The organism is Caballeronia sp. GACF4 (assembly GCF_023631025.1).
GTDB lineage: Bacteria > Pseudomonadota > Gammaproteobacteria > Burkholderiales > Burkholderiaceae > Caballeronia.
In genome coordinates this window covers 130,116-154,568 of the sequence record NZ_JALQDW010000007.1, presented here as the reverse complement: position 1 = coordinate 154,568, position 24,453 = coordinate 130,116, and the positions used below count along the sequence as shown (strand labels likewise).

Genomic DNA, 24,453 nt, shown 5'->3' with positions numbered 1-24,453 from the left:
CCGGGCCGGAAAGAAGCGACGTTCAGACCGGCGCACACGGTTGGCCGGGTTGCTGGCGCACCAAGGAGGCGGCAATGCTTGAGTCACTTTCGCTCGCTGCGGGCCTGTCATGGGCGAGCGGGTTGCGCCTGTATCTCACGGTCTTCATCGCGGGTCTGTTTGAACGCATCGGTCTCATCCATCTCCCTGATTCGCTCGCGGTGCTCGGTTCGCCGTGGGTGATCGGCGTGGCGGCGGTGCTCGCCGTCGTCGAATTTCTCGCCGACAAGATTCCCGCGCTCGATTCGCTGTGGGACGCCATTCACACGTTCATCCGCATTCCGGCGGGCGCCGTGCTCGCCGCCGGCACGCTCGGTCATGCCGATCCGGCCATGCTCACCATCGCGGCGCTGGCGGGCGGAACGCTTGCCGGCGCCTCGCATTTCGCCAAGGCGGGCACGCGCGCGCTGATCAATCTCTCGCCCGAACCGGTGTCGAACTGGGCGGCATCCGCGACGGAAGACATCGGCGTGCTGCTCGGCATCACGCTCGCGCTCTTCGTGCCGGTGCTGTTCCTCGTCATGCTGATTGCGTTCCTGGTCATCGCCGGTTGGGCGCTGCCGCGCCTCGTGCGCGGCGTGCACGGCGGCATATCGCGCATGGCCAAGCACATGCTGCCCGGCAGCGGCGCGCCGCAAACGTCGATCACGAGCCTGCGGAGCAAGCACGATTGAGCACCGCGGCGCGCAACGACTCCACTCCCTCCAAGGCCGCGCTCAAAGCCGACCGCACGCATCCTCCTGTCCGGCTCGATTTTCTGCAGACCGCGCGTCAGGCGTGGCGCATGACCGCGCGTGACTGGCGCGCGGGCGAACTCACCATGCTGCTGCTCGCGCTGGTGCTGGCGGTGGCGGCGCTGTCGAGCGTCGGTTTTCTCTCCGACCGCATGCGTCAAGGGCTCGTGCGCGACGGCCGTCAGATGATCGCGGCGGACTTCGTCGTGCGCTCGGATCATCCCGTCGATGCGATGTTCACCGACCAAGCCAGGTCGCTCGGCCTCGAAACCGCCGGGACCACGATCTTCCCGAGCATGATCAGCTCGACCGCGGCGCAGCCCGCCTCGCGGCTCGCGGCGATCAAGGGCGTGACGCAAGGTTATCCGCTGCGTGGCGCGCTGCGTATCGCGTCCGCGCCCGGCAAGCCCGACGCGCCCGTCAACGGCATTCCCGCGCCCGGCACCGTCTGGGTCGATGCCTCCCTGCTCGATGCGCTGAAAACGCAGCCCGGCGGCACGGTGAAGGTCGGCACGCGCACGTTCAAGGTCGCGGGCTTCATCACGCGCGAGATGGATCGCGGCTTTTCCTTCGTCAACTTCTCGCCGCGCCTCATGATGCGCGCCGATGAAATCGCCGCCACGGGATTGCTCGGCTACGGCAGCCGCGTGACTTACCGCTTGCTGGTCGCGGGACCGGATGCGCAGATCGAGCGCTTCGCGCAATTCGCCCGCGATAAGACCGACGGCGGCAAATTGCGCGGCGTCGGACTCGAATCGCTGTCGGACGGGCAGCCGCAAGTGCGGCAGACCATTGATCGCGCGAGCCACTTTCTCACGCTCGTTTCGCTGCTGACGGCGATGCTCGCGGCGGTAGCCATCGCCATGGCCGCGCATCGTTTTGCGCGGCGGCATCTCGACGGCTGCGCCACCATGCGTTGCTTGGGCGTCAGTCAGCGCACGCTGCGCGCGTTGTTTCTGAACGAATTCCTGGCGATCGGCGTGATCGGCAGCGCGCTTGGCGTCGTGCTCGGTTTCGGCGGCCATCTCGTGCTGCTGAACTGGCTGGGCTCGCTCGTCGATGTCGATTTGCCGCAGCCCTCCGTCTGGCCCGCGCTGCAAGGCATCGCGATGGGCCTCGTGCTGCTGCTCGGCTTCGCCCTGCCGCCGCTTTTGCCGCTCACGCGCGTGCCGCCTGTGCATGTGATCCGCCGTGAACTCGGCGATGCAAAGCGCGTCGCTTATGCGGCCTACGGCGTCGGCGTCGTGCTGTTCGCGGCGTTGCTCATCGTCGCGGCGGGCGAGTTGAAGCTCGGCGGCATCGTCGCGGGCGGATTCGCGGCCGGCCTCCTGATCTTCGGCGTGATCGCGCGCGCGGCGTTGTGGGCGGCGGCGCGCTTCGTGCGGCGGGAAAAGAGCCGCGCGGGCGTGGGCTGGCGTTATGCGCTGGCGTCGCTCGAACGGCGCAGCGGCGCGAGCGCGTTGCAGATCACGGCGCTTGGCATCGGCCTCATGTGTTTGTTGCTGATAGCGATGACGCGCGACGACCTCATCAAGGGCTGGCGCGCCGCCACGCCGCCGGATGCGCCCAACGAGTTTCTCATCGACATCCAGCTGGATCAGCGCGAAGGCGTGCTCGCGTATCTGCATGGGCATGGCCAACCCGATGCCACGCTCTCGCCGATGGTGCGCGCGCGTCTCGTCGCCATCAATGGCAAAGCGGTAAATCCGGACAGCTACGACAAGCCGGATGCAAAACGGCTCGTCGATCGCGAATTTAATCTTTCTTACACCACCGAATTGCCGGGCGATAACCGCGTGACGCAGGGCACGTGGTTCGGCAAGAACGCGCAGCCGGCGGTGTCGATAGAAGAGGGCATCGCGAAGACCATTCGCGTGAAGATGGGCGACACGCTGCGTTTCGATGTCGCCGGCATGCCGGTCGAGGCGCCGGTGACGAGCGTGCGCAAGGTCGACTGGAATTCGTTCAAGGTCAACTTTTTCGTGCTGATGCCGCCTGAGACGCTGGCCGACCTTCCCGCGACGTTCATCACGAGTTTTCATCTGCCGCCGGAACAGGCGCGCACCATCGACGGCCTCGTCGCCGCCTATCCGAACGTGACCGCCATCGATACCGCGCCGATCCTCGCGCAGATTCAGCGCACGCTCGACCAGGTGATCGGCGCGGTGCAGTTCCTGTTCATCTTCACGCTCGCGGCCGGCGTGCTGGTGCTCTACGCGGCGCTTGCCGGCACGCGCGACGAACGCATGCGCGAGTCGGCACTGTTGCGGGCTTTGGGCGCATCGCATCGGCAGATTCGTTCGGTGCAGGTCGCCGAGTTCGTCGCGGTCGGCGCGTTGTCCGGCCTGATGGCGGCGCTCGGTGCGCAGGGCATCGGTTACGTGCTTGCATCGCGCGTGTTCGAGTTTCATATCGAGTTCAACCCGTGGCTCGTGCCGGTTGGCATCGTCGCGGGCGTTGCTTGCGCGGCGCTCGGCGGCTGGATGAGCCTGCGGCGCGTGCTGGCGCGTCCGGCCTTGCAATCGCTGCGCGACGCCTGAGTTTTCTGTTGTCCAAAAGCAATGAACGAAGTCAATTCCCAACCTTCCGACGATGAAGTCCAAAAGCCCACGCCGTTCGAACTGATCGGCGGCGAGGAACGTCTGCGCGCGATGGTCGATCGCTTTTACGATCTGATGGACCTCGAACCTGAATTCGCGGGCTTGCGCGCGCTGCATCCGCCGACACTCGACAACTCCCGCGACAAGACCTTCTGGTTCCTGTGCGGCTGGATGGGCGGACCGGATCACTACATCAGCCGCTTCGGCCATCCGCGTTTGCGGGCGCGGCATATGCCGTTCGCCATTGCAACGGCCGAGCGCGATCAATGGTTGCGCTGCATGGCGTGGGCGATGCAGGACATCGGCCTCGACGAGCCTTTGCGCGAGCGCCTTCTCACCTCTTTCTTCGATACCGCCGACTGGATGCGCAACCGGCCCGGCTGATTCGCGCGCTTTTGTATCGGTCCAAGGCAGCGGCGCGTGCGGCATGATCTGCGGAACGGCTTTTTGCCGCCCCACGAAACATTGCAAGGACAAGACATGAGCACACGCGCACTCTTTCGCGAGGACGCTTATCGCACACAGTGCGAGGCGAGCGTCACGGCTATCGACGAAATGGGCATCCACCTCGATCAAACCGTGTTTTATCCGCTCGGCGGCGGCCAGGCCGGCGATGCGGGCACGCTGACGCTTGCCGACGGCACGAAGATCGTCATTGCCGACACGCGCAAGGCGAAGTTCGAAGGCGCCACGCCCGACGACGCCGTGCATGTGCCCGCGCCCGGCCAGGAAGAAGCGCTTTCGCTTTTGAAGGTTGGCGACAGAGTGAGCGCGGAGATCGACTGGGAGCGGCGGTATCGGCATATGCGGCTGCATACGGCGAGTCATTTGATGTGCGCGGTACTGCCGTATCCGGTGGATGGATGCAGCATCACGAGAGACTATGCGCGCCTCGACTTCGCGACGGTCGAGCCTATCGAACGTGAGCGCGTGGAAGCGCGTCTGGCGGAACTGATCGGCGGCGCGCACGACGTGAATACCGAATGGATCACCGACGACGAGATGACCGCGCGCCCTGAACTCGTCCGCACGATGAGTGTAAAGCCACCGATGGGCCTTGGCCGCGTGCGCCTTTTGCGCATCGAGAACGTGGATTTGCAGCCATGCGGCGGCACGCATGTGCGTAATACCGGCGAGATCGGCGGCTTGCGGATTGCAAAGCTGGAGAAGAAGAGCGCGCGCACGCGGCGACTGGTGCTGGAGCTGGTTTGAACGCGCGAGCGGAAGCACTCGATCCGCGCGCGAGCGCGATACTCGAATTCTGGTTCGGCGCGGTCGGCTCGCCTGAGGCCGGAACGGAACGCAAGCTGTGGTGGAAAAAGAAGCCTGCCTTCGATGCGCAGATCAGCGAGCGTTTCGGCGCCGTGCTCGAAGAAGCGCAGTCGGACGGTTTGCGCGAATGGGAGCGCACGCCTTCGGGTGCGCTTGCGCTGATCGTGCTGCTCGACCAGTTTTCGCGCAATTGTTATCGGCATACGCCGCGCGCGTTTGCGGGCGACGAGCGTGCGCTGGCGTTGGCGAAAGCGCTGGTCGATTCCGGCGATGATTTGCGCTTGGCCGATGCCTACCATCGTGCGTTCGCGTATATGCCATTCGAGCATGACGAGACGATGGAGAGCCAGCTTCGCGCGGTTGAATTGTTTGGGAAATTAGAGAAAGAAGAGGGCGTGACGAGCTTCCATGAATCGGCGATGAAGCATGCGGAAGTCATCGAACGATTCGGGCGCTTTCCGCATCGCAACCGAATTTTGGGCAGGCCGACGACGAAGGAAGAAGAAACGTGGCTGACGACCCGCGGCGGCTTTTGACCGCGATTCACAGCGAGAATATCGCTGGCCATGGGCAAAAGTGTAGAATGACGGCGGCGTGCATTCGGATTCGAGTGCGACCGCCGCAATACTCATCGTCATCATGTCCAGATTCAGCAGTATCACTTTAGTTTCCGTAACCGGTCTTCCGGATGCAACAGGCGCCGCCCGTGCGCTAGCCCTGAGTCTCCGTCAGATGCCTGGCGCTCACGCCTTGATCTGCTGCCCGCAAAAGCCAGCCGACCTGCCTGCGCAGATTCGACACTGCGCCCTCGCGCCGCTCCATTACCACGAATACAGCTGGTTCATCATGTTCGCGCTTTGGCGGCTGATCCAGACCGACCACGTGTTGATCGTGCAAGATGATGGCTGGATTCTCGACGCCGCCAACTGGAGCGACGACTTTCTCGACTACGACTATATTGGCGCCCCGATCCACCTCGGCCGCGTGGACGTGCCGGGCAGCTCCATCTGGATGCGCGGCTTTGGCTGGTGCGAGCATCTCGGAAAGCCCGATCATGTCGTCATGCCGGTGCTCAACGGCGGTGTTAGCCTGCGCAGTCGCCGCATGCTTCGCGCCTTGATCGATCATCCGCGTATTCGCGTCGAAATACCGCCGCCGCAAGTAACAGACACCGAACCTTTGAAGATGTACTGGTTCAACGACGGCTTGAATGAAGACGTTCAACTCAGCGCGGTCTTGCGTCCGCAACTCGAAGCGGTGGGCTTGCGATTTGCGCCGCTCGAGTTATGCGCACGCTTTGCATTCGAAGCGGCGGGGCCGATTCACGTTGGCATGAACATGTTGCAGATCTTCGGCTTGCACGGCTGGTGGCGTCGCCTGGTCAGCATCGATCCGCTCGTCGTGCGCTATGGAGTTTCGTGGCAGGAAGTCGAAGTAAATAACGACGAGTTGCAGGTCGTGGCCATGCTTAGACATCGTGGCTACCGCGTCGAATTCGCGGCTTCGCCTCACGCTGCGTGAGCGCGGGCGATGTTGCGCTTATCGTCCGCCGGTGACATCCAGTAGTGCCCCCGTGACATACGACGACGCGTCGGAGAGCAGCCAGACGATAGCCTCGCCGACTTCATCGGCGGACCCGGCGCGCCCGATAGGCGTCTGCCCACCCAGCACCTGAGCCCGATCGGGCTTACCACCACTAGCGTGAATCTCGGTCTCGATGAGACCTGGCCGAATGGCATTGACCCTTACCCCTTCGCGCCCGAGCTCTTTGGAAAGCCCGATGGTGAGTGTATCGATAGCCCCTTTGGAAGCCGCATAATCGACATACTCCCCCGGGCCGCCCAATCTGGCGGCCGCCGAAGAAACATTCACGAGCGACCCGCCCTTGCCACCACGCGAAGTGGAAAGCCGCCGCGCCGCTTCACGAGCGCAAAGAAACGCGCCGAGCACATTGGTATCGAAAATACGTTTCATGCGCTCGATATCCATGTCCGCGAGCATGGAGCCGGGCGCGACGATGCCCGCGTTATTCACCACGCCATCGAGCTTGCCGAACGCCTTCTCGGTGGCATCGAACATCGCGACGATCGCCGCCTCGTCGCACACGTCGCCCTGAATGGCGATCGCCTTGCCGCCAGCGGCTTGCACCGCGGCGACGGTTTCATCGGCGGCACTGGCGTTATTCGCATAGTTCACGCCGACCGACCAGCCGCGCGCGCCCGCAAGCAGCGCTGCCGAGCGGCCGATGCCGCGGCTCGCGCCCGTAATCAGGATGACTTTGGACATCGTGTCGACCGTTAGGAATGGATCAAACCGCGTCGCGCTTTTCGTTCCACTTGTCGAGCGTGCGCGGCGTGTAGTGCTGCAGCTTCGTGATCATCTCGCCGGGCTCGCGCGCAATCTGTATGAGCTCTAGATACTGCTCGCGCATGAAGCCTTCGTCGACGGTATGGCGCAACATGGCCATGAGCGGGTCGTAATAGCCGTTCACGTCCAGCAGGCCAACAGGCTTCTGATGATAACCAAGCTGCGCCCACGTGAACACTTCGAAAAATTCCTCGAAAGTGCCGACACCACCGGGCATCGCGACGAACGCGTCCGCGAGATCGGCCATGCGCTTCTTGCGCTCGTGCATGTCGGGCACGACGATCAGTTCCGTGAGGTCCGTATGGCCCACTTCCTTCGCAAGCAGCAACTCTGGAATGACGCCGATTGCGCGTCCGCCGGCGGCGAGCACTTCATCGGCGATCAGGCCCATCAAACCGACGCGGCCGCCGCCATACACGAGCGAGAGGTCGGCCTCGACGAGCGCGCGGCCGAACGCCTTGGCCGCCTCGGCATACACAGGGCGGGCTCCGCTCGCGGAGCCGCAATAGACACAAACAGCCTTCATTATCGGGAATCCTTCGGTGTTACGTTCTTCGGCGCGCCCGGCGGCGCTTCCTCGCGCGGCGGCAGGAAGTCGGCGTACTGGCGCTTCGGCAGTTTACCGGACACGAGGTCGTCGAAGAGCTGGCGCGATCGTCCGCGAAGATACGGCGCCATGATCGAAATGATATGCAGACTCGCCTGATGCAACTCCGTGCGGATCGCTTCCTGATCGTTGTACTTGCGCGGGTTCATCACGTACTGATACGAAAGCCAGTAGGTCGAGATCACGCCCATGTTGGTCGCGATGACTTCGATCTCCGCAGGCGTCGCGACCATTTCTTGATCGGCGACGAGCGCTTCGCATAGCTGGCTGGCGAAGCGCACCTTGTGCGTGATGATCTGCTTGAAGTGCGTTTCGAGCGTGCGATTGCGCGCGAGCAGATCGTTCAGATCGCGATAGAGAAAGCGATACGCCCACAGGAAATCGGCCATGTACTGTAAGTACGACCACATTTCATCTATGGTCGGACGATGATCGTCCGGGAACTTCAGGCGCTTCTGAATCTGCTGCTCGAACTGCGCGAAGATGCTGTTGATGATGTCGTCTTTGTTCCGGAAATGGTAGTACAGATTACCTGGACTAATTTCCATTTCCTCGGCGATCGTCGTGGTGGTGACGTTCGGCTCGCCGATATCGTTGAACAACTTCAGCGACAGCTCGAGAATCCGTTCGCGGGTACGGCGGGGAGGTTTGGCTTCCATGTCGTCCGACCTTGGCTTCCGGTGGCGGCGCTCGAAACTCCAAAACGTTCGCGCGACCGGTTTCCGTTGCTATTTTTGAGAATGTCGGACGATTATAAACCGGTCGTTCGGCGCGACAGTGCTGCGTTTCAGGTGGCATTCATCTTTTATGGGATACGAGCGAGCCAATTCGACACGACCGGCCAGAGAATCAACGCCCACGTAATGAGGCAAACGCCGAGCGCGACCATCACGGCCGCGCTGCCGAAATCCTTCGCGCGCTTCGAGAGTTCGTGACGTTCGAGCGAGATGCGGTCGATAGCCGCTTCCACGCTCGAATTGAGCAATTCGACGATCAGCACGAACAGCACGGATGCGATCAGCGCCGCGCGCTCGACGGGCGCCACCGGCACAAAAAGACTGCATGGCAGAAGAATCGCGGCGAGCGTGAGCTCCTGACGAAACGCGCTTTCCTCGCGAATGGCGACGCGAAAACCGTTGAGCGAGTTCTTCATCGCGTGCCAGGCGCGCGTGAAGCCGCGATTTCCCTTATACGGGTTGAAGGGCAGCGGCGCGAGCGGATCGTCGGGACCTAGCGGTTCGTTTTCCTCATTGGCTTCGACGTCGCCATCGCGCTTGGACTCGAGCGGACGAGGCGCCGCACGGGCGTGAGCTTCGGCGCGTTGCTCGGCGAGCCTCTTTTGCGTCATGCGACCGCCCGGTCGGTGCTCGGCGCGCGTGGTTCGACCTGGCGCAAATGCGAGGCGAACTGCTCGGAGGCCGCGCGCCACGAGAAACGCTCGGCCCACGCGCGGGCATCGGCGCGTTCGATCTTGAGCGCTTGCAGACAGGCTTCGTGCAGATCTTCATGGAGCGCGCCGGGACCGTGTTCACCTAGTACATCGATTGGACCCGTGACCGGATACGCGGCGACCGGCGTGCCGCAGGCCATCGCTTCGAGCAGCACGAGGCCGAAGGTATCGGTGCGGCTCGGGAACACGAAGACATCGGCGGCGGCGTAGACCTTCGCCAGTTCCGTCTGCGAGAGCACGCCGAGATAGTTGACGTTCGTATAGCGCGATTTCAGTTCCGCGAGCGCCGGTCCTTCGCCCGCGACCCACTTCGAGCCGGGCAGATCGAGCTTCAGAAACGCTTCCACGTTCTTTTCCACGGCCACGCGCCCGACATACAGAAAGATGGGCCGCGCGGTGTTGAGCACCTTAGAGTCCATCGGATGAAAGATGTCCAGATCGACGCCACGCGTCCACAGCACGACGTTGGTGAAGCCGTACTGTTCCAGGTCATGCTTGACGACCGGAGTAGGCGCCATCACCGCCTGCGAATGCCGATGAAACCAGTGCAGAAACCGATAAGTCATGGCGAGCGGAATACCGAAGCGCGCTTTCACGTACTCGGGAAAACGCGTGTGATAAGCGGTCGTGAACGGCAGTTTGTGACGCAGCGCATAGGCACGCGCCGACATGCCGAGCGGGCCTTCGGTCGCGATATGCAGCGCGTCCGGCGCGAATTCGTCGATACGCTTCGCCACGTGCCGGCCCGGCATTAATGATAGGCGAATCTCGGGATAAGTCGGACACGGAATGGTTTTGAACTCGAGCGGCGTGAGCAATTCCACGCGATGCCCGAGGCCCGTGAGTTCGCGGCTCGTCTGCGTAAGCGTGCGCACGACGCCATTGACCTGCGGCTCCCATGCATCGGTGACGATCATGATTTTCATCGGATTTCGGCTCGGGTGAGGATGCGGTTCAGACGGTGGCGCGCACGCGGTTCGGTTGCGCTTCCGGGGAGTGCATGACGGTCCAGTAGACGATCTTCAGTTCGCCGTCTTGGGTTTCGACGAGCGCGGAGAGGCTCTCCACCCAGTCGCCGTCGTTGCAATAGAGAATGCCGTCGATATCGCGTATCTCGGCTTTGTGGATATGCCCGCACACCACGCCATCGCAGCCGCGGCGGCGAGCTTCGTCGGTCATGACCCGTTCGAACTGCGAAATGAAGTTGACCGCGTTTTTGACCTGATGCTTGAGATACTGCGAGAGCGACCAGTAGTCGAAGCCAAGCTTCGTGCGCACGCGATTGAACCAGCGGTTGAGCAGCAGGATCATCGTGTAGGCGGTGTCGCCGAGATAGGCGAGCCATTTCGCGTGCTGGATCACGCCGTCGAAGAGATCGCCGTGCACGATCCAAAGACGCTTGCCCGCGAGCGTCGTATGGAAGGCTTCGCCGCGCACGTGGATGTCGCCGAACGCGAGATCGCAGTACTGGCGCGCGGCTTCGTCGTGATTGCCGGGGATATAGACGACTTGCGTGCCCTTGCGCGCCTTGCGCAGGATTTTCTGAATGACGTCGTTGTGCGCCTGCGGCCAGAACCAGCCTTTCTTCAGTTGCCAGCCATCGATGATGTCGCCGACGAGATACAGATACTCCGACTCGTTGTGGCGCAGAAAATCGAGCAGATAGGGCGCCTGGCAGCCGCCGGAGCCCAAATGGATGTCCGACAGCCAGATCGCGCGATAGCGTTGAGGCGCACTGGAGGATTCGCTGTCGTCGTCGACGCCCGGGTTCGCCGGCAGCGGCAGGGCGGCTTCATGCGTCGCGCCGCGCAGATCGGCGCTCCGAAAACGATAAGCGGAAGACGCTTCGATTGCCTGCGTGACGGTCGAGTGGAAGGTCATGGGCTCGCGTATCGGGTTTCGATATGCGCATTGCGCCATGCGGCCGTGACCGAGCCGTGACAGTCACGAGAAGTTCTTATTACTTGTAGGGAGCCGGCGCCGTGATGATGCGCGTGCCAGCCAGGCGATCGTGCAGAAACTGCCGCGCCGGATCGAGCCGGACGGCGGCCGCCCACAGCGCGATCCAGGCCGCGAACACGGCGAGCGTCTGCGGCACGGCGAGCCCGAGCAGCGGATGCAGCGCGAGCGGCGGCAGGAACCACAGCCAAGCGAGCGCGTAGCGCGCGAGAGCCCGGCCAGGCGTGACGGGCTCACCGTGGGCATCGACCAATTTGAGGCGCCAGGTTTTCATTGGCAGCGTCTGGCCGCCGTGGGTCCAGAACCACACGAAATACGCGGCGAGCACGAGACCGATCCACGTCATCAGCCAGTTGTGATGCGTAAGGCCGTTTTTCTGCTGAGTGAGCGTGCTGAACAAATATCCGGAGATGAACACCACGCCGAACAGGATGACGCCTTCGTAGACCATCGTCGCGAGCCGGCGGCGCAGCGTGGGCGCGTGGAGCGGCGAGAGAGGCGTGGTGGTGGAAGCGGACGCGCTCATGAGCCGTTGTACATGGAAGGCGCTTGCTGCGGGGAGACGGGAATCGGCGTTGCCGGCACGACGCTCGCGGCGTTGGGAATCGCGGGCGTGGCGGGCGAGACGGTTGAGGTGGAAGAAGGCGATGCAGCCGGCGCACCGGAGCCGCCTTCGGCATGTCCCGCGCCGTGGCCTTGCTCGCGCGCGGCCACGAGCCGGTTGATGTCCTTCACTTCACTCTTGCCGGTCGGCGGCGCGCTGACGACCGTGGGACGGCGCGTGCGCTCGGTGGCGGCGAGCTTTTTCTTCTGCTCTTCGGAAAGCTTCTGGTAAGCATCCCACGCCTTTTCGCGATTCTCCGGCGCGACGGACTTTGAAACCTGATAGTTCTCGCGCGCGACTTTGCGCTGGTCCGGCGTCATGCGCGTCCATTCCTCCATGCGCTGATGCAGACGCTTTTGCGCCTCGGGCGACATGCGGTGATAGCGCGATGCGATCTTCAGCCACTTTTGCTTGCGCTCTTCGCTGAAGGAATCCCATTGCGTGGAGAATGGCGCGAGCGCGACGTGCTGCGCTTCGGTGAGACGATTCCACGAGAGCGGACTGCCGGAAGAGAGCGCAGACAGCGAAAGGCCGGAATCGGCGCCCGAACTTGCGCCGTTGGGCGCGGCGGCGGTCGAGAGCAAGGCGGCGGTGGCCGGGTAAAAGCGCGGATAAGTCGCGGCGAATGCGACCAGACTCGCAATCGCGCAACTAAAGACAATCGCGAGACCGCGCTTGTAACTCACCCGAAAACTCCCCGCCAGGTTTGATGTCAGTTGAAAGATTCGACAATACGCGTTAGTGATTACGCGTCAAATATGCGTTGAAGCCGTGGTCGAGATAGGCGTCGAGCGGCAAGCTGTCGGAGAGCATGGCCGCGTCGATGTCGGCGAGTTCGGCACGGCGCTCCTGATCTTCCCAGTAAGCGATGCCAGCCAGACCGATAGCCAGCGCGCACACCGGCCACACGAGGCCGAAGCCGCCGAGCCGCGCGAACAGGCCCTTCGGCCCTTGCGTCTCGGAGCCGTCGTGATCCGCGCCGCCCGCCGAGAGGCTCGCGCCTGCTCCGGCCAAAGCCGGCGTGAACGCGGGCGCGGTCATGGCGACCTTCTCCGGCTTTTTGCGCGCGATAGCAGCCCGGCGCGCCTCGGCGAGCCGGTCGACCGCGGCGGCCGGAATAGTCGATGTACTTTCGTCCAGCGCGCGAACTACCTTCAGCGCGAACTCGTTTTCCTTTGAATCAAGAACGGAACTCATAGCGTGATCCCTTTGGCTTTCAGGGCGTGCGCGAGGGCGTGCGTGGCGCGTGAACAATGCGTTTTGACGCTGCCCTCGGAGCAGCCCATGGCGGCGGCCGTCTCTGCGACATCCATATCTTCCCAGTAACGCATGAGAAAGGCTTCTCGTTGACGTGCCGGCAATTTCTGGATTTCCGCGTCGATCAGGTTGAGTACCTGTTCGCGTTCCAGTTTGTTCTCGCTGCTCTCGCTGCCGAGTGCGCCGTCTTGCGATTCGAAGGATTCGAGCGGGTCGAACTCGTCGTCGTCCGCGTTTCCGAAGGACGAAAAGAGGCTGACCCACGTGTTCCGCACCTTCTGGCGACGGAAATAGTCGTGCGTCGCATTCTGGAGGATACGCTGGAAAAGCAGCGGAAGCTCGGAAGGCGGCTTGTCACCGTATTTTTCCGCCAGTTTGATCATGGCGTCCTGCACGATGTCCAGCGCCGCGTCGTCGTCGCGGACGGTGTACACGGTCTGTTTGAACGCGCGTCGTTCGACGCCCGCCAGGAAATCGGCAAGTTCCTTGTCTGATGCCATCCGTTGGGAGCCCGGCGCAACGAATTTGCGTCGAAAGGGATCGTGGGTTCTAGGAAAACCTGCGGATGCTAGCAAATTTTCGCCACGCCGGGAGGATTTGGGACGATTTGTTGCCCGATTTACGTACTCGCTGCTCCAAGCGTCAAACGTTGTGCTAAATCTGAGCCTTTTCCGAAAAGCGTCGGATCGGAGATTTCCGAAACTTTTTTCTTGACCCGTTGCGCGCGCCGGGCTACATTTTCCGACTCGCATCATAAAGTGAAATGTCTGCTTTGAGGCGAGCCCAAGAAGCACGCCAGTCAATTCAAGACGCGCCGCTTGAACCCGAGCCACAAGCCCGGCAGAGAGCACCCGATCAATTTTTTGCCGAAAATTCGAAAGGTGATGAATGAACATGCCCAGCGCGGAATTCTCCACGTCGGATACGACTCCCCCTCACGAAGCTGACTCCATCGGCGGCACCGTGCTCATGCGCGCGCTCGCTGACGAGAAGGTCGAGTTCATTTGGGGCTATCCCGGCGGCTCGGTACTCTACATCTACGACGAGCTGTACAAGCAGGACCAGATCCAGCACATTCTCGTGCGCCACGAACAGGCCGCCGTACACGCCGCCGACGCCTATGCGCGCTCGACCGGCAACGTGGGCGTGTGCCTCGTGACTTCCGGCCCCGGCGTCACCAATGCGGTGACGGGTATTGCCACGGCTTATATGGACTCCATTCCGCTCGTCATCATCAGCGGGCAGGTTCCGACCGCGGCCATCGGCCTCGACGCGTTCCAGGAGTGCGACACCGTCGGCATCACGCGGCCCTGCGTCAAGCACAACTTCCTCGTGAAGGACGTGCGCGATCTCGCCGCCACCGTCAAGAAAGCGTTCTACATTGCTCGCACGGGTCGCCCCGGTCCGGTGCTGATCGACATTCCGAAGGACGTGTCGAAGGCGCCGTGCAAGTACGAACCGCTGAAGAGCGTGTCGCTGCGTTCGTATAACCCGGTGACGAAGGGCCACTCCGGCCAGATCCGCAAGGCGGTGCAACTGCTGCTTTCGGCCAAGCGCCCGTATATCTATACCGGCGGCGGCATCATCCTCGCGGATGCATCGCGCGAACTGAACCAATTCGCCGATTTGCTGGGTTATCCGGTCACCAACACGCTGATGGGTCTGGGCGGTTACCGCGCGAGCGACAAGAAATTCCTCGGCATGCTCGGCATGCATGGCACGTACGAAGCCAACATGGCCATGCAGAACTGCGACGTGCTGATCGCCATTGGCGCGCGCTTCGACGACCGCGTGATCGGCGACCCGGCGCACTTCGCATCGTCGCCGCGCAAGATCATCCACATCGACATCGATCCTTCGTCCATTTCCAAGCGCGTGAAGGTGGACATTCCCATCGTCGGCGACGTGAAGGAAGTGCTGAAGGAGTTGATCGAGCAGTTGCAGACGGCGGAACACGGCCCGGACACGCAGGCGCTCAAGTCGTGGTGGGACCAGATCGAAGCCTGGCGCTCGAAAGACTGCCTCGCTTACGACCGCAAAAGCGAGATCATCAAGCCGCAATATGTCGTCCAGAAGCTGCATGAACTGACCGACGGCAACGCCTTCGTCTGTTCGGATGTCGGCCAGCATCAGATGTGGGCCGCGCAGTTCTATCCGTTCAACAAGCCGCGCCGCTGGATCAACTCGGGCGGTCTCGGCACCATGGGTTTCGGCTTGCCGGCAGCCATGGGCGTGAAGATGGCTTTTCCCGACGAGGAAGTGGTCTGCATCACGGGCGAAGGCTCCATCCAGATGTGCATTCAGGAGCTCTCGACGTGCAAGCAGTACAACACGCCCGTCAAGATCATCTCGCTCAACAACCGCTATCTCGGCATGGTGCGCCAGTGGCAGCAGATCGAATACAAGAAGCGCTATTCCAGTTCCTACATGGACGCGCTGCCTGACTTCGTGAAGCTCGCCGAAGCGTATGGGCATGTCGGCATTCGCGTCGAAAAGACCGCGGACGTCGAGCCGGCGCTGAAGGAAGCGCTGCGCCTGAAAGATCGCACCGTATTTCTCGACTTCCAGACCGATCCCACCGAAAACGTATTTCCCATGGTGCAAGCAGGCAAGGGCATCACGGAAATGCTGCTCGGCTCGGAAGATCTATAACGCGGCTTTGACTCGCGAGGCCCGGGCGCACCCGTCTTCACAAAGGACGAGCGCCGCGCACGGGTTTTTCGAAGCAGACGCCAACTGGATAAACCTCGGGAAAAGACATGAAACACATCATCTCCGTACTGCTGGAAAACGAACCGGGCGCGTTATCGCGTGTCGTCGGGCTCTTTTCCGCGCGCGGCTACAACATTGAAACGCTGACGGTGGCGCCGACCGAAGACAGTTCGCTGTCGCGGCTGACCATCGTCTCGATTGGCTCGGACGACGTGATCGAACAGATCACGAAGCACCTGAACCGCCTGATCGAGGTGGTGAAAGTGGTCGACCTGACAGAGGGCGCCCACATCGAGCGCGAGCTGATGCTCATCAAGGTAAGAGCGGTCGGCAAGGAACGCGAAGAGATGAAGCGCATGGCGGATATCTTCCGTGGCCGCATCATCGACGTGACCGAAAAGACCTACACGATGGAACTGACGGGCGCATCCGACAAACTCGACGCGTTCATTCAGGGGCTCGACGCCACGGCCATTCTGGAAACGGTTCGCACGGGCAGTTCCGGCATCGGCCGGGGCGAGCGCATTCTGAAGGTTTAAACCTACACTCATTTCGACTAGTTTTCTCTGCCTGCGCGGAGACAGACCTCAAGGAACCACCATGAAAGTTTTCTACGACAAAGACGCCGACCTCTCCCTCATCAAGGGCAAGCAAGTCACCATCATCGGTTATGGCTCGCAAGGCCATGCGCACGCGCTGAACCTGAAGGAAAGCGGCGTGAACGTGACGGTCGGCCTGCGTAAAGGCGGTGCTTCGTGGAGCAAGGCCGAGAACGCGGGCCTGAAGGTCAAGGAAGTGGCCGAAGCCGTGAAGGGCGCGGATGTCGTCATGATGCTGCTGCCCGACGAGCAGATCGCCGAAGTCTACAAGAACGAAGTCCACGCCAATGCCAAGGAAGGCGCGGCGCTGGCGTTCGCGCACGGCTTCAACGTGCATTACGGCCAGGTGATCCCGCGCGCGGATCTGGACGTCATCATGATCGCGCCGAAGGCGCCGGGCCACACCGTGCGCAACACGTATCAGCAAGGCGGCGGTGTGCCGCACCTGATCGCGGTGGCACAAGACAAGTCGGGTTCGGCCCGCGACGTGGCGCTGTCGTATGCGGCGGCCAACGGCGGCGGACGTGCCGGCATCATCGAAACGAACTTCCGCGAAGAAACCGAAACCGACCTGTTCGGCGAGCAGGCCGTGCTGTGCGGCGGCACGGTGGACCTGATCAAGGCTGGCTTCGAAACGCTGGTGGAAGCGGGCTACGCGCCAGAAATGGCGTACTTCGAGTGCCTGCACGAACTGAAGCTGATCGTCGACTTGATCTATGAAGGCGGTATCGCCAACATGAACTACTCGATCTCGAACAACGCCGAGTACGGCGAGTACGTGACGGGTCCGCGCATCGTCACGGAAGAAACGAAGAAGGCGATGAAGGCCGTGCTGAAAGACATCCAGACCGGCGAATACGCGAAGAGCTTCATCATCGAAAACCGCGCTGGCGCGCCGACGCTGCAATCGCGTCGCCGTCTGACGGCCGAGCATCAGATCGAGCAGGTCGGCGAGAAGCTGCGCGCCATGATGCCGTGGATCGCGAAGAACAAGCTGGTCGATCAGTCGAAGAACTAAGTCTCGCTTCGAGGGGTTCGTAACTTGCCCCTTCTCCGTTTGCGTGGAGATAGACCGCGTTTCCGAGGGGCCTGCTGCTTGCGCCATTTTCTTCGCATGCGTGGAGATCGATGTTTGCAGCACGTTTCTTGCTGAAACTAAAGCCGTCCGGATGCCCTGTGCTCCGGGCGGCTTTTGCTATCCTACGGTTTTAATAAAACATCGAACTCGTTCATGAACTATCCTCATCCGATCATTGCCCGCGAAGGCTGGCCGTTCATCGCCATCGCGGCCGTCGTTGCGATTCTCGTGCAGGCGCTCGGCGGCTTCGGCTTCGCCTGGATTTTCTGGCTGATCGTGATCTTCGTCGTCCAGTTTTTTCGCGACCCGCCGCGTCCCATTCCCGCGCAGGCCAACGCCGTGCTGTGTCCGGCCGACGGGCGCATCGTCGCGGTCGAAACCGCGCATGATCCGTATGCGGGCCGTGAGGCGCTCAAGATCAGCGTGTTCATGAACGTTTTCAACGTGCATTCGCAGCGTTCGCCGGTCGATGGCGCCATCAGCAAGGTTCAGTACTTCCCGGGCGCGTATCTGAATGCGGCGGTCGAGAAGGCATCGACGGAGAACGAGCGCAATGCCATCGTCTTGCAGACGGCGAGCGGTCATACCGTGACGTCGGTGCAGATCGCGGGCCTCATCGCGCGACGTATTCTCTGCTATGTGCATGTGGGCGAGCCGCTCACGCGCGGTCAGCGCTATGGCTTCATTCGTTTCGGTTCGCGCGTCGACGTGTATCTGCCGATTGGTAGCCGTCCGCGTGTCTCGATTGGCGAGAAAGTGTCCGCATCGTCGACGATCCTCGCCGAGTTCGCGGAATAACGCCGGGGGTTTCGATGGCGGCATTCAAACCGCGCCGTAACCGTATGAACGGCGCGACTCCGCGTGCCTTCCGGCGCAACAAGGCCGCGCAGGACGTCGGCGCCGTGGAAACGCGGCGCGCCAAGCGGCAGCAGTTCCTGCGCAAACGCGGCATTTATCTCCTGCCTAACGCGTTCACCACGGCGGCGCTCTTTTGCGGCTTCTTCGCTGTCGTCCAGGCGATGAACGTTCGCTTCGAGATCGCGGCCATCGCCATTTTCGTCGCGATGGTGCTCGATGGCATGGACGGACGCGTCGCGCGCATGACGCACACGCAGAGCGCGTTCGGCGAGCAATTCGACAGTCTTTCGGACATGGTGTCGTTCGGGGTCGCGCCGGCGCTCGTCATGTATGAATGGGTTTTGAAGGATCTCGGCCGTTGGGGCTGGCTCGCGGCCTTCGTGTATTGCTCCGGCGCGGCGTTGCGGCTTGCGCGCTTCAATACGAACGTGGGCGTGGTCGACAAGCGCTATTTCCAGGGCTTGCCGAGTCCGGCCGCGGCTGCGTTGATCGCGGGCTTCGTGTGGCTCGCGACCGATAACCGCGTGCCGCTCAAGCTCGTGTGGCTGCCGTGGGTGGCCTTTGCACTTACTGTCTATGCGGGCGTGACGATGGTATCGAACGCGCCGTTCTACAGCGGCAAGGCGCTGGATGTGCGGTATCGCGTGCCATTCGCGGGCGTGTTGCTCGTCGTGGTGGCGTTCGTGTTGGTGTCGTCAGATCCGCCGGTCATGCTGTTTTGCCTCTTCGTTCTGTACGGCTTTTCGGGCTACGTCTGGTGGGGCTATATGGCGATACGCGGGCGGCCGAACCCGGCGCGTAGCTCGCAGCGGGATGGTTAAGGGGCATCACTGTCATCGTGAGAAAAAGAAAAGGCGGCGATTTGAAAGATCGCCGCCTTTTTGCTTACCGACAGTGTCCAAGGACAAACAGCGCGCGCGGATATTGTCGCGAGTCGACGCGACTAGTGCAGGTGTTCGCGGACGGCTCAACCCGCCACTAACGTGCCGTTCTGCACACGTACGCGTTGACCTTCGCCGAACGGCGGTTGCTGCTTATACGTGAAGTAGCGCGTCTTGCCGTTTTCCATCCGCACGCGCACCGAATAGTCCGTCTCGCTGCGAACGTGTTTCTCGACCGAATTGCCTGCCAGACCGCCGCCAAGCGCGCCCAGGAGCGTCATTGCGGTACGTCCGCCACCACGGCCGAACTGGTTGCCGACGACGCCACCCGCCACCGCGCCGCCCACCGCACCGATGCCGGTACCGTGTCCTTCCTGACGAACGGCGGAGATGGCTTCAACCGTCCCGCAGGTCGAGCAATAAGCCGGATGCGCGGGAGGCTGTTGTGCATACGACGGTTGCTGAACAGGCGGCTGTTGCTGAGCTTGCTGCTGGGCCGCCCGTTGCTGCGCGGCTTGTTCCGCGGCTTGCTGTTGAGCGGCTTGTTGCTGCGCTGCCTGCTGTTGTGCTTGTTGCGCCGCTTGCTGCTGTGCGGCTTGTTGCGCAGCGCTGGGTTGCTGCTGCGCGACGGCTGCCGCCTGCGTCTGCGCCGTATCCGCCGAATTGCTCGATGCGCGCGGGAAGATTCCCGTCATCGCAGCCGTGGCCACGAGACTCGCGACGATCACCGCGCCCGCCGCCGTGGCGATGAGCGGATGCAGACGCCGTTGTGGCGGTTGACCACTGCCTGTCGAGGGCGAAGTGGCCGGCGTAAATTTACTGTTCCCGTTATCCATTTTTGGACCTCCGTACCGAGGCTTTGGAAGCGCAGATGCGCTGACTATAAGCGGCATACTGCCGATGCCGTCTGTGCAATACGATTCTCGGGGAAACCCGGATTTTGTGCTTAAGCGGTTGTAACAAATGCTCGACCGCTAGGCACAAAGTGGAAAGCACAAATAATGCCAAACGTGATCTGCCCTATCCGAAGGCGATTTGACGCGACCAAGACCCGCTCGACCTTTACCAGTAGTTACAAAAAGATGATGCCTCGGGCAAAAACGGCTGGAAATAAGCTGATCGTCAGCGGGGCGCTCCTCGCGCGTAGGCGCCGCCACTTCTTGAACGGTCTCTTGTTCCCGCGTTGCGCATCACACAAAGAGAAAGTCTTCGCGTAACGCGTGGAATGCCATTGCCGTAACCGCCCGGCAAAACGCTAAATCGCTCGCAACACAACGACGCAAGAAGCCCCATCGACATAACCAATCGTCGATGCCGTTTCGCGTTTATTCGCAATGCTGATCGTTTCAGAGATGCGCGTCGGCCGTTCTCTAACCGAGTGTGTTCCGGCGAATTCGCGCAGCGTATGCTGACCCAGCCGCGCGAAGGTAGACGCGAGGATCGATGCCTCCCGTCGATTACGAGACCCGCACAGAGAGACGCTCCGTGGCCACGATCCGGCACGGCGAGAAGCGGCAGCACGATCGAACGTGGCAGCGGCGCGAAGCAGTCACACGACGCGCATCGATGCCGGTGCTCGACTCATCGTGCATCGCCAAGCGCCAGCAGTTCACGCCAATCGAGGGCTTGAAATGGAATTCAAACGCGAAAAATACGAGCGGCTGCTCGCTTTCGCCAGCACTTTGCCGCCGCTGCCGACCGCGGTCGCTCATCCATGCGATCACGACTCTCTGTCTTCCATCATCGAAGCGGCGCGGCTCGGGCTCGTCGCGCCGATTCTCGTGGCCTCGCGCAGCAAACTCGAAGCGGTCGCCAGCGAGTGCAATCTCGATCTCGGCGATTTACCCATTATCGACGTTCCGCACAGCCACGCGGCGGCGGAAGTCGCGGTGCAACTCGTGCATGAAGGGCGCGCGGAAGCGCTGATGAAAGGCTCGCTGCACACCGACGAACTGATGGGCGCGGTGGTCACGCGTAACGGCTTGCGCACCGGGCGGCGCGTGAGCCACTGTTTCGTGATGGATGTTCCCGGCCGCGAAAATGCCCTGATCATCACCGATGCCGCCGTCAACATCTCACCGACGCTCGACCAGAAGCGCGACATCGTGCAGAACGCCATCGATCTCGCTCACGCGTTGCGCATTGCCGAGACGCGGGTAGCGATTCTTTCCGCGATGGAAACCGTGAATTCGAAGGTGCCCTCGACGCTAGATGCCGCCGCGCTCTGCAAGATGGCCGATCGCCAGCAGATCACGGGCGGCATTCTCGACGGCCCGCTCGCGCTCGACAACGCAATCAGCGAGGAAGCCGCAAGGATCAAGGGGATCGAATCACCGGTGGCGGGGCGCGCGAACGTGCTCGTCGTGCCGGACCTCGAGTCCGGAAACCTGCTGGCAAAGAGCTTGTCGTTTCTCGCTGGCGCGGATGCAGCGGGCATCGTGCTGGGCGCGAAGGTGCCGATCATCCTGACGAGCCGTGCGGATTCGATCATGACGCGGCTCGCATCATGCGCGGTGGCCTCGCTCGTGGCGCTCGCGCGGCGCGAGAATCCTTCGGCCGCGATCGTCTAGAGGGATGTATGGACGTCGTTCTGGTCATCAACGCGGGGTCGTCCAGCATCAAGTTTCATGCATACGTCGAGACGGAAGGCAGCCTCGATCCTGTCGCCGGCGGCAAGCTCGAAGAGATCTACGGCAGGCCGTACTTCGAGGCCAGGCGGCCGAACGGCGAACTCATCGACGAAAAGCATTGGCCCGAAGGCGAACAACTCGGGCACGACAATGCGATCACGTTCTTGCTGAACTGGCTGCGTGAACGCTCTTCCGGCGCGAAACTGCTTGCCGTGGGTCATCGTGTGGTGCATGGCGGTGAACGATTTGCAGCGCCGGTGCGCGTCGATACGGACGTGCTCGCGCAACTGGAAGCGCTCGTTCCGCTCGCACCGCTCCATCAGCCGCATAACCTCGCAGCGATCCGCGCGATACGAGCGCGCAATCCGCAGGTGCCACAAATCGCATGTTTCGATACGGCCTTCCACCATACGCAGCCCGCAGCGGCGACGCGCTTCGCGCTGCCGCCCGAGATCACGCAACGCGGCGTGCGGCGCTACGGGTTTCACGGGCTGTCGTACGAGTACATCGCGAGCGTTCTGCCGCAATACAGCGCGAAGGCCGCCAATGGCAAGAGCGTGGTGCTTCATCTTGGCAACGGCGCGAGCATGACGGCGCTCGATCGAGGCAAGAGCATCGCCAATACGATGGGCTTCACGGCCGTCGAAGGGCTCGTCATGGGCACGCGCTGCGGGAGCGTCGATCCCGGCGTGCTGCTATGGATGATGCAGGAAGCGCGCATGGACGCCCATGCCATCGAGACGCTGCTCTACAAGCGCTCCGGTCTGCTCGGCGTGTCGGGTATTTCCAGCGATATGCGCACGCTGCTCGCGAGCGATGCACCCGCTGCCGCCGAAGCGGTCGATCTGTTTTGTTATCGAATCTCGCGCGAACTCGGCTCGCTTGCGGCCGCGCTCGGCGGGCTCGATGCGCTCGTGTTTACCGGCGGCATCGGCGAACGTGCGGCGCCCGTGCGCGAGCGCGTGGGGCGCGCGGCGGCATGGCTCGGCGTATCGCTCGACGACGAGGCCAATGCACGCCACGAACGGCGCATCGACGATTCGACGAGCGCAGTCGATGTCTGTGTCATCCCGACGAACGAAGAATTGATGATTGCCCGTCACGCGTTAAGGCTGCTGGGAGGCTGAACGTCGGCGGGCGCATTGCCAGCGGAAAGACGATGCGTGGCGCGGCTGACATCGACAAGAGGACGTTATGAACGCAATCAGGACGCTGCTCGAAGCTCAGCCGCTCTTCACGTTGTTCCTCACGATCGCGCTCGGCTATGTGATTGGCGAGATCAGCCTCAAAGGCGTCTCGCTCGGATCGGGGGCCGTGCTTTTCGTCGGCTTGGCAATCGGCGGATTCGCGCCGAAAGCCTTGCCGCCCGCGCTGCTCGGCACGCTCGGCTTGTTGCTGTTTCTGTACGGCATCGGCATTCAGTACGGCGCGCATTTCTTCAAGGGACTGACGAGCGCGGACGGATTGCGGGCCAACGCGGCAGCGGCGCTTGGCGTCGTCGCGGCGGGTTTCGTGTCGCTTTCGCTGGTGCCGGCGTTCGGTCTGAGGCTCGACGAAACGCTCGGCTTGTTCGCGGGCTCGGGAACCAGTACGGCGACGTTGCAAGCCGTGATCTCAACCTTGCATAGCGATGGCGCCGCCGTGGGCTACAGCGTGACTTATCCATTCGGCGTCGCCGGTCCGATACTGATGATCTACGCCCTCGGCGCGTTGCTCAAAGTGAAGATCGAGGCGCCGCCCGAAAGCAACATCGAGACGGCGGAGATCGCCCTGCAAAATCCCGCGCTCGTCGGTCTCAGCGCAGTCGAACTTCATGCGGAGTTGCCGGATGGCGTGACCATTGCCGCCGTTCGCCGCGCGCATCGCAACCGGCTGCCGACCGCGGATTTCGTTCTGCAAACCGGCGATGTCCTGCTGGCAACGGCATTGGAGCCGGCCGCGCTGGAGGAGGCGGCCACACTCATCGGCGAGGTTCAGCCGGGCAGAATCACGCGGCATCGGGAAGATCTGGATTACCTGCGCGTGTTCGTATCGAGCCGGGTCATGACCGGGCAGCGCATTGGGGACATTCGATTTCCCGATGGCGTCGTCTGCTCGATTGCTCATGTGCGCAGAGGCGACGCCGACATGTTGCCTCACGTCGATCTGATTTTGGAAACCGGAGACAGGGTCGGGTTGCTGGTGAATCGGACGCATGCCAAAGCGGTTCGCAAACTGTTCGGCGACTCGATCAAAGGGACGGCCGAACTCAGCTTCATCTCGATTGGCGTTGGCGCCGCGATTGGCCTGCTCATCGGCATGATTCCGATTCCCGTGCCCGGCGTGGGAAAACTGACGCTCGGGCTTGCGGCGCTGCTGCTGACCGCGCTTTATCTCGGGAAGATTCGTCGCTCGGGGCCATTTATCTGGAGCGTGCCATTGTCGGCGAATCTGGTTCTGCGGAACTTCGGGTTGACCATTTTTCTGGCGCAGGTCGGGATTGCTTCCGGACCGAAATTCTTTGCCGAAGTAGGGGCGACGGGTGTTTCGCTCCTGCTTTACGGCGCGGTGATTCTGATTGCGTTAGTGCTCGTGACGGCGTTTTTCTGCATGGTGATTTTCAAGCTGCCGTTCGATACCACCATTGGCGTTCTCAGCGGCGCTACGGGAAATCCCGCCATTCTCGCGTTTGCCAATCGCGTGACGCCAACCGATAAACCGGATATCGGCTATGCCATGATTTTCCCGTCGATGACCATTCTGAAAATTCTGTTCGCGCAGATTGCCGCCGTGTTGATGGGGCATTGATCAGAAGCGCTGCAAGACA

Annotated in this window: 25 protein-coding genes; 14 read left to right on the top strand and 11 right to left on the bottom strand. The window is 62.2% G+C overall.

From position 1 onward, the window contains the following. Positions 1-74 precede the first annotated feature (74 nt). The 6 genes from NCR40_RS08900 to NCR40_RS08875 all read left to right on the top strand — a co-directional run bounded on the left by NCR40_RS08900 (position 75) and on the right by NCR40_RS08875 (position 6,166). Positions 75-713, top strand: a complete 639-nt coding sequence (locus NCR40_RS08900) for a DUF4126 domain-containing protein (protein WP_244825650.1) — start codon at positions 75-77, stop codon at positions 711-713. 110 nt (positions 714-823) lie between these two features. After that, a complete protein-coding gene (locus tag NCR40_RS08895) occupies positions 824-3,313 on the top strand; it encodes an ABC transporter permease (RefSeq protein WP_250509340.1) in 2,490 nt (829 codons plus the stop codon). A gap of 21 nt (positions 3,314-3,334) precedes the next feature. Next, the gene (locus tag NCR40_RS08890) at positions 3,335-3,757 is read left to right on the top strand and encodes a group II truncated hemoglobin (RefSeq protein WP_250509252.1); all 423 of its coding nucleotides are present in this window, start codon (positions 3,335-3,337) and stop codon (positions 3,755-3,757) included. A 96-nt stretch (positions 3,758-3,853) separates the two neighbouring features. Beyond that, on the top strand, positions 3,854-4,585 hold the full coding sequence (locus NCR40_RS08885) for an alanyl-tRNA editing protein (RefSeq protein ID WP_244825647.1): 732 nt from the start codon (positions 3,854-3,856) through the stop codon (positions 4,583-4,585). After that, positions 4,582-5,181: a DUF924 family protein gene (locus tag NCR40_RS08880; RefSeq protein WP_250509251.1), complete on the top strand. Its 600-nt coding sequence runs from the start codon at positions 4,582-4,584 to the stop codon at positions 5,179-5,181. Before NCR40_RS08885 ends, NCR40_RS08880 begins: the two co-directional genes overlap by 4 nt. 196 nt (positions 5,182-5,377) lie before the next feature. After that, positions 5,378-6,166, top strand: coding sequence for a DUF5672 family protein (locus tag NCR40_RS08875; protein WP_250509250.1), 789 nt, complete (start codon positions 5,378-5,380; stop codon positions 6,164-6,166). Positions 6,167-6,184: 18 nt separating this feature from the next. On the opposite strand, the gene NCR40_RS08870 is transcribed toward NCR40_RS08875, so the two are convergent. The 10 genes from NCR40_RS08870 to NCR40_RS08825 all read right to left on the bottom strand — a co-directional run bounded on the left by NCR40_RS08870 (position 6,185) and on the right by NCR40_RS08825 (position 13,389). Continuing rightward, the gene (locus NCR40_RS08870) at positions 6,185-6,931 is read right to left on the bottom strand and encodes an SDR family oxidoreductase (RefSeq protein WP_250509249.1); all 747 of its coding nucleotides are present in this window, start codon (positions 6,929-6,931) and stop codon (positions 6,185-6,187) included. Positions 6,932-6,953: 22 nt separating this feature from the next. Then, a complete protein-coding gene (locus NCR40_RS08865) occupies positions 6,954-7,538 on the bottom strand; it encodes an LOG family protein (RefSeq protein WP_250465199.1) in 585 nt (194 codons plus the stop codon). Beyond that, positions 7,538-8,278, bottom strand: a complete 741-nt coding sequence (locus NCR40_RS08860) for a TetR/AcrR family transcriptional regulator (RefSeq protein WP_244825640.1) — start codon at positions 8,276-8,278, stop codon at positions 7,538-7,540. Before NCR40_RS08860 ends, NCR40_RS08865 begins: the two co-directional genes overlap by 1 nt. 146 nt (positions 8,279-8,424) lie before the next feature. After that, positions 8,425-8,967, bottom strand: a complete 543-nt coding sequence (locus NCR40_RS08855; RefSeq protein ID WP_250509248.1) for a diacylglycerol kinase — start codon at positions 8,965-8,967, stop codon at positions 8,425-8,427. Further along, a complete protein-coding gene (locus NCR40_RS08850; protein WP_250509247.1) occupies positions 8,964-9,995 on the bottom strand; it encodes a glycosyltransferase family 4 protein in 1,032 nt (343 codons plus the stop codon). Before NCR40_RS08850 ends, NCR40_RS08855 begins: the two co-directional genes overlap by 4 nt. A 28-nt stretch (positions 9,996-10,023) precedes the next feature. Beyond that, a complete protein-coding gene (locus NCR40_RS08845) occupies positions 10,024-10,950 on the bottom strand; it encodes a UDP-2,3-diacylglucosamine diphosphatase (protein WP_250492579.1) in 927 nt (308 codons plus the stop codon). A gap of 79 nt (positions 10,951-11,029) precedes the next feature. Continuing rightward, on the bottom strand, positions 11,030-11,554 hold the full coding sequence (locus NCR40_RS08840; protein WP_250492578.1) for an RDD family protein: 525 nt from the start codon (positions 11,552-11,554) through the stop codon (positions 11,030-11,032). Beyond that, positions 11,551-12,318, bottom strand: coding sequence for a DUF3106 domain-containing protein (locus tag NCR40_RS08835; protein ID WP_250509246.1), 768 nt, complete (start codon positions 12,316-12,318; stop codon positions 11,551-11,553). Before NCR40_RS08835 ends, NCR40_RS08840 begins: the two co-directional genes overlap by 4 nt. A 52-nt stretch (positions 12,319-12,370) precedes the next feature. Then, positions 12,371-12,829: a DUF3619 family protein gene (locus tag NCR40_RS08830; protein ID WP_250509245.1), complete on the bottom strand. Its 459-nt coding sequence runs from the start codon at positions 12,827-12,829 to the stop codon at positions 12,371-12,373. Then, entirely contained in the window at positions 12,826-13,389 is a 564-nt protein-coding gene (locus NCR40_RS08825) for an RNA polymerase sigma factor (protein ID WP_244825631.1), read from the bottom strand. The genes NCR40_RS08830 and NCR40_RS08825 overlap by 4 nt, the downstream gene beginning before the upstream one ends. 388 nt (positions 13,390-13,777) lie before the next feature. Here NCR40_RS08825 and NCR40_RS08820 point away from each other — a divergent pair, with 388 nt between their 5' ends. The 5 genes from NCR40_RS08820 (at position 13,778) to pssA (ending at position 18,957) form a co-directional block, all read left to right on the top strand. Further along, the gene (locus NCR40_RS08820; RefSeq protein ID WP_250465194.1) at positions 13,778-15,541 is read left to right on the top strand and encodes an acetolactate synthase 3 catalytic subunit; all 1,764 of its coding nucleotides are present in this window, start codon (positions 13,778-13,780) and stop codon (positions 15,539-15,541) included. Between the two features lie 107 nt (positions 15,542-15,648). Further along, on the top strand, positions 15,649-16,140 hold the full coding sequence (ilvN, locus tag NCR40_RS08815) for an acetolactate synthase small subunit (protein WP_035939651.1): 492 nt from the start codon (positions 15,649-15,651) through the stop codon (positions 16,138-16,140). A 61-nt stretch (positions 16,141-16,201) separates the two neighbouring features. Next, on the top strand, positions 16,202-17,218 hold the full coding sequence (gene ilvC / locus NCR40_RS08810; RefSeq protein ID WP_244825627.1) for a ketol-acid reductoisomerase: 1,017 nt from the start codon (positions 16,202-16,204) through the stop codon (positions 17,216-17,218). A gap of 213 nt (positions 17,219-17,431) precedes the next feature. Further along, positions 17,432-18,076: a phosphatidylserine decarboxylase gene (locus tag NCR40_RS08805; protein WP_244825625.1), complete on the top strand. Its 645-nt coding sequence runs from the start codon at positions 17,432-17,434 to the stop codon at positions 18,074-18,076. Positions 18,077-18,090: 14 nt separating this feature from the next. Further along, entirely contained in the window at positions 18,091-18,957 is an 867-nt protein-coding gene (pssA, locus tag NCR40_RS08800) for a CDP-diacylglycerol--serine O-phosphatidyltransferase (protein ID WP_244825623.1), read from the top strand. 146 nt (positions 18,958-19,103) lie between these two features. On the opposite strand, the gene NCR40_RS08795 is transcribed toward pssA, so the two are convergent. Then, positions 19,104-19,853, bottom strand: coding sequence for a glycine zipper 2TM domain-containing protein (locus tag NCR40_RS08795; protein ID WP_250509244.1), 750 nt, complete (start codon positions 19,851-19,853; stop codon positions 19,104-19,106). Positions 19,854-20,648: 795 nt separating this feature from the next. Between NCR40_RS08795 and NCR40_RS08790 the strand changes: the two genes are divergently transcribed. The 3 genes from NCR40_RS08790 (at position 20,649) to NCR40_RS08780 (ending at position 24,434) form a co-directional block, all read left to right on the top strand. Then, positions 20,649-21,587: a phosphate acetyltransferase gene (locus NCR40_RS08790; protein ID WP_250465192.1), complete on the top strand. Its 939-nt coding sequence runs from the start codon at positions 20,649-20,651 to the stop codon at positions 21,585-21,587. An 8-nt stretch (positions 21,588-21,595) separates the two neighbouring features. Then, complete coding sequence (locus tag NCR40_RS08785) at positions 21,596-22,774, top strand: acetate/propionate family kinase (RefSeq protein ID WP_250509243.1); 1,179 nt, start codon at positions 21,596-21,598, stop codon at positions 22,772-22,774. 67 nt (positions 22,775-22,841) lie between these two features. Further along, positions 22,842-24,434 (top strand): aspartate:alanine exchanger family transporter, encoded by a 1,593-nt coding sequence (locus NCR40_RS08780; protein WP_250509242.1) that lies wholly within the window; start codon positions 22,842-22,844, stop codon positions 24,432-24,434. Positions 24,435-24,453: the final 19 nt, after the last annotated feature.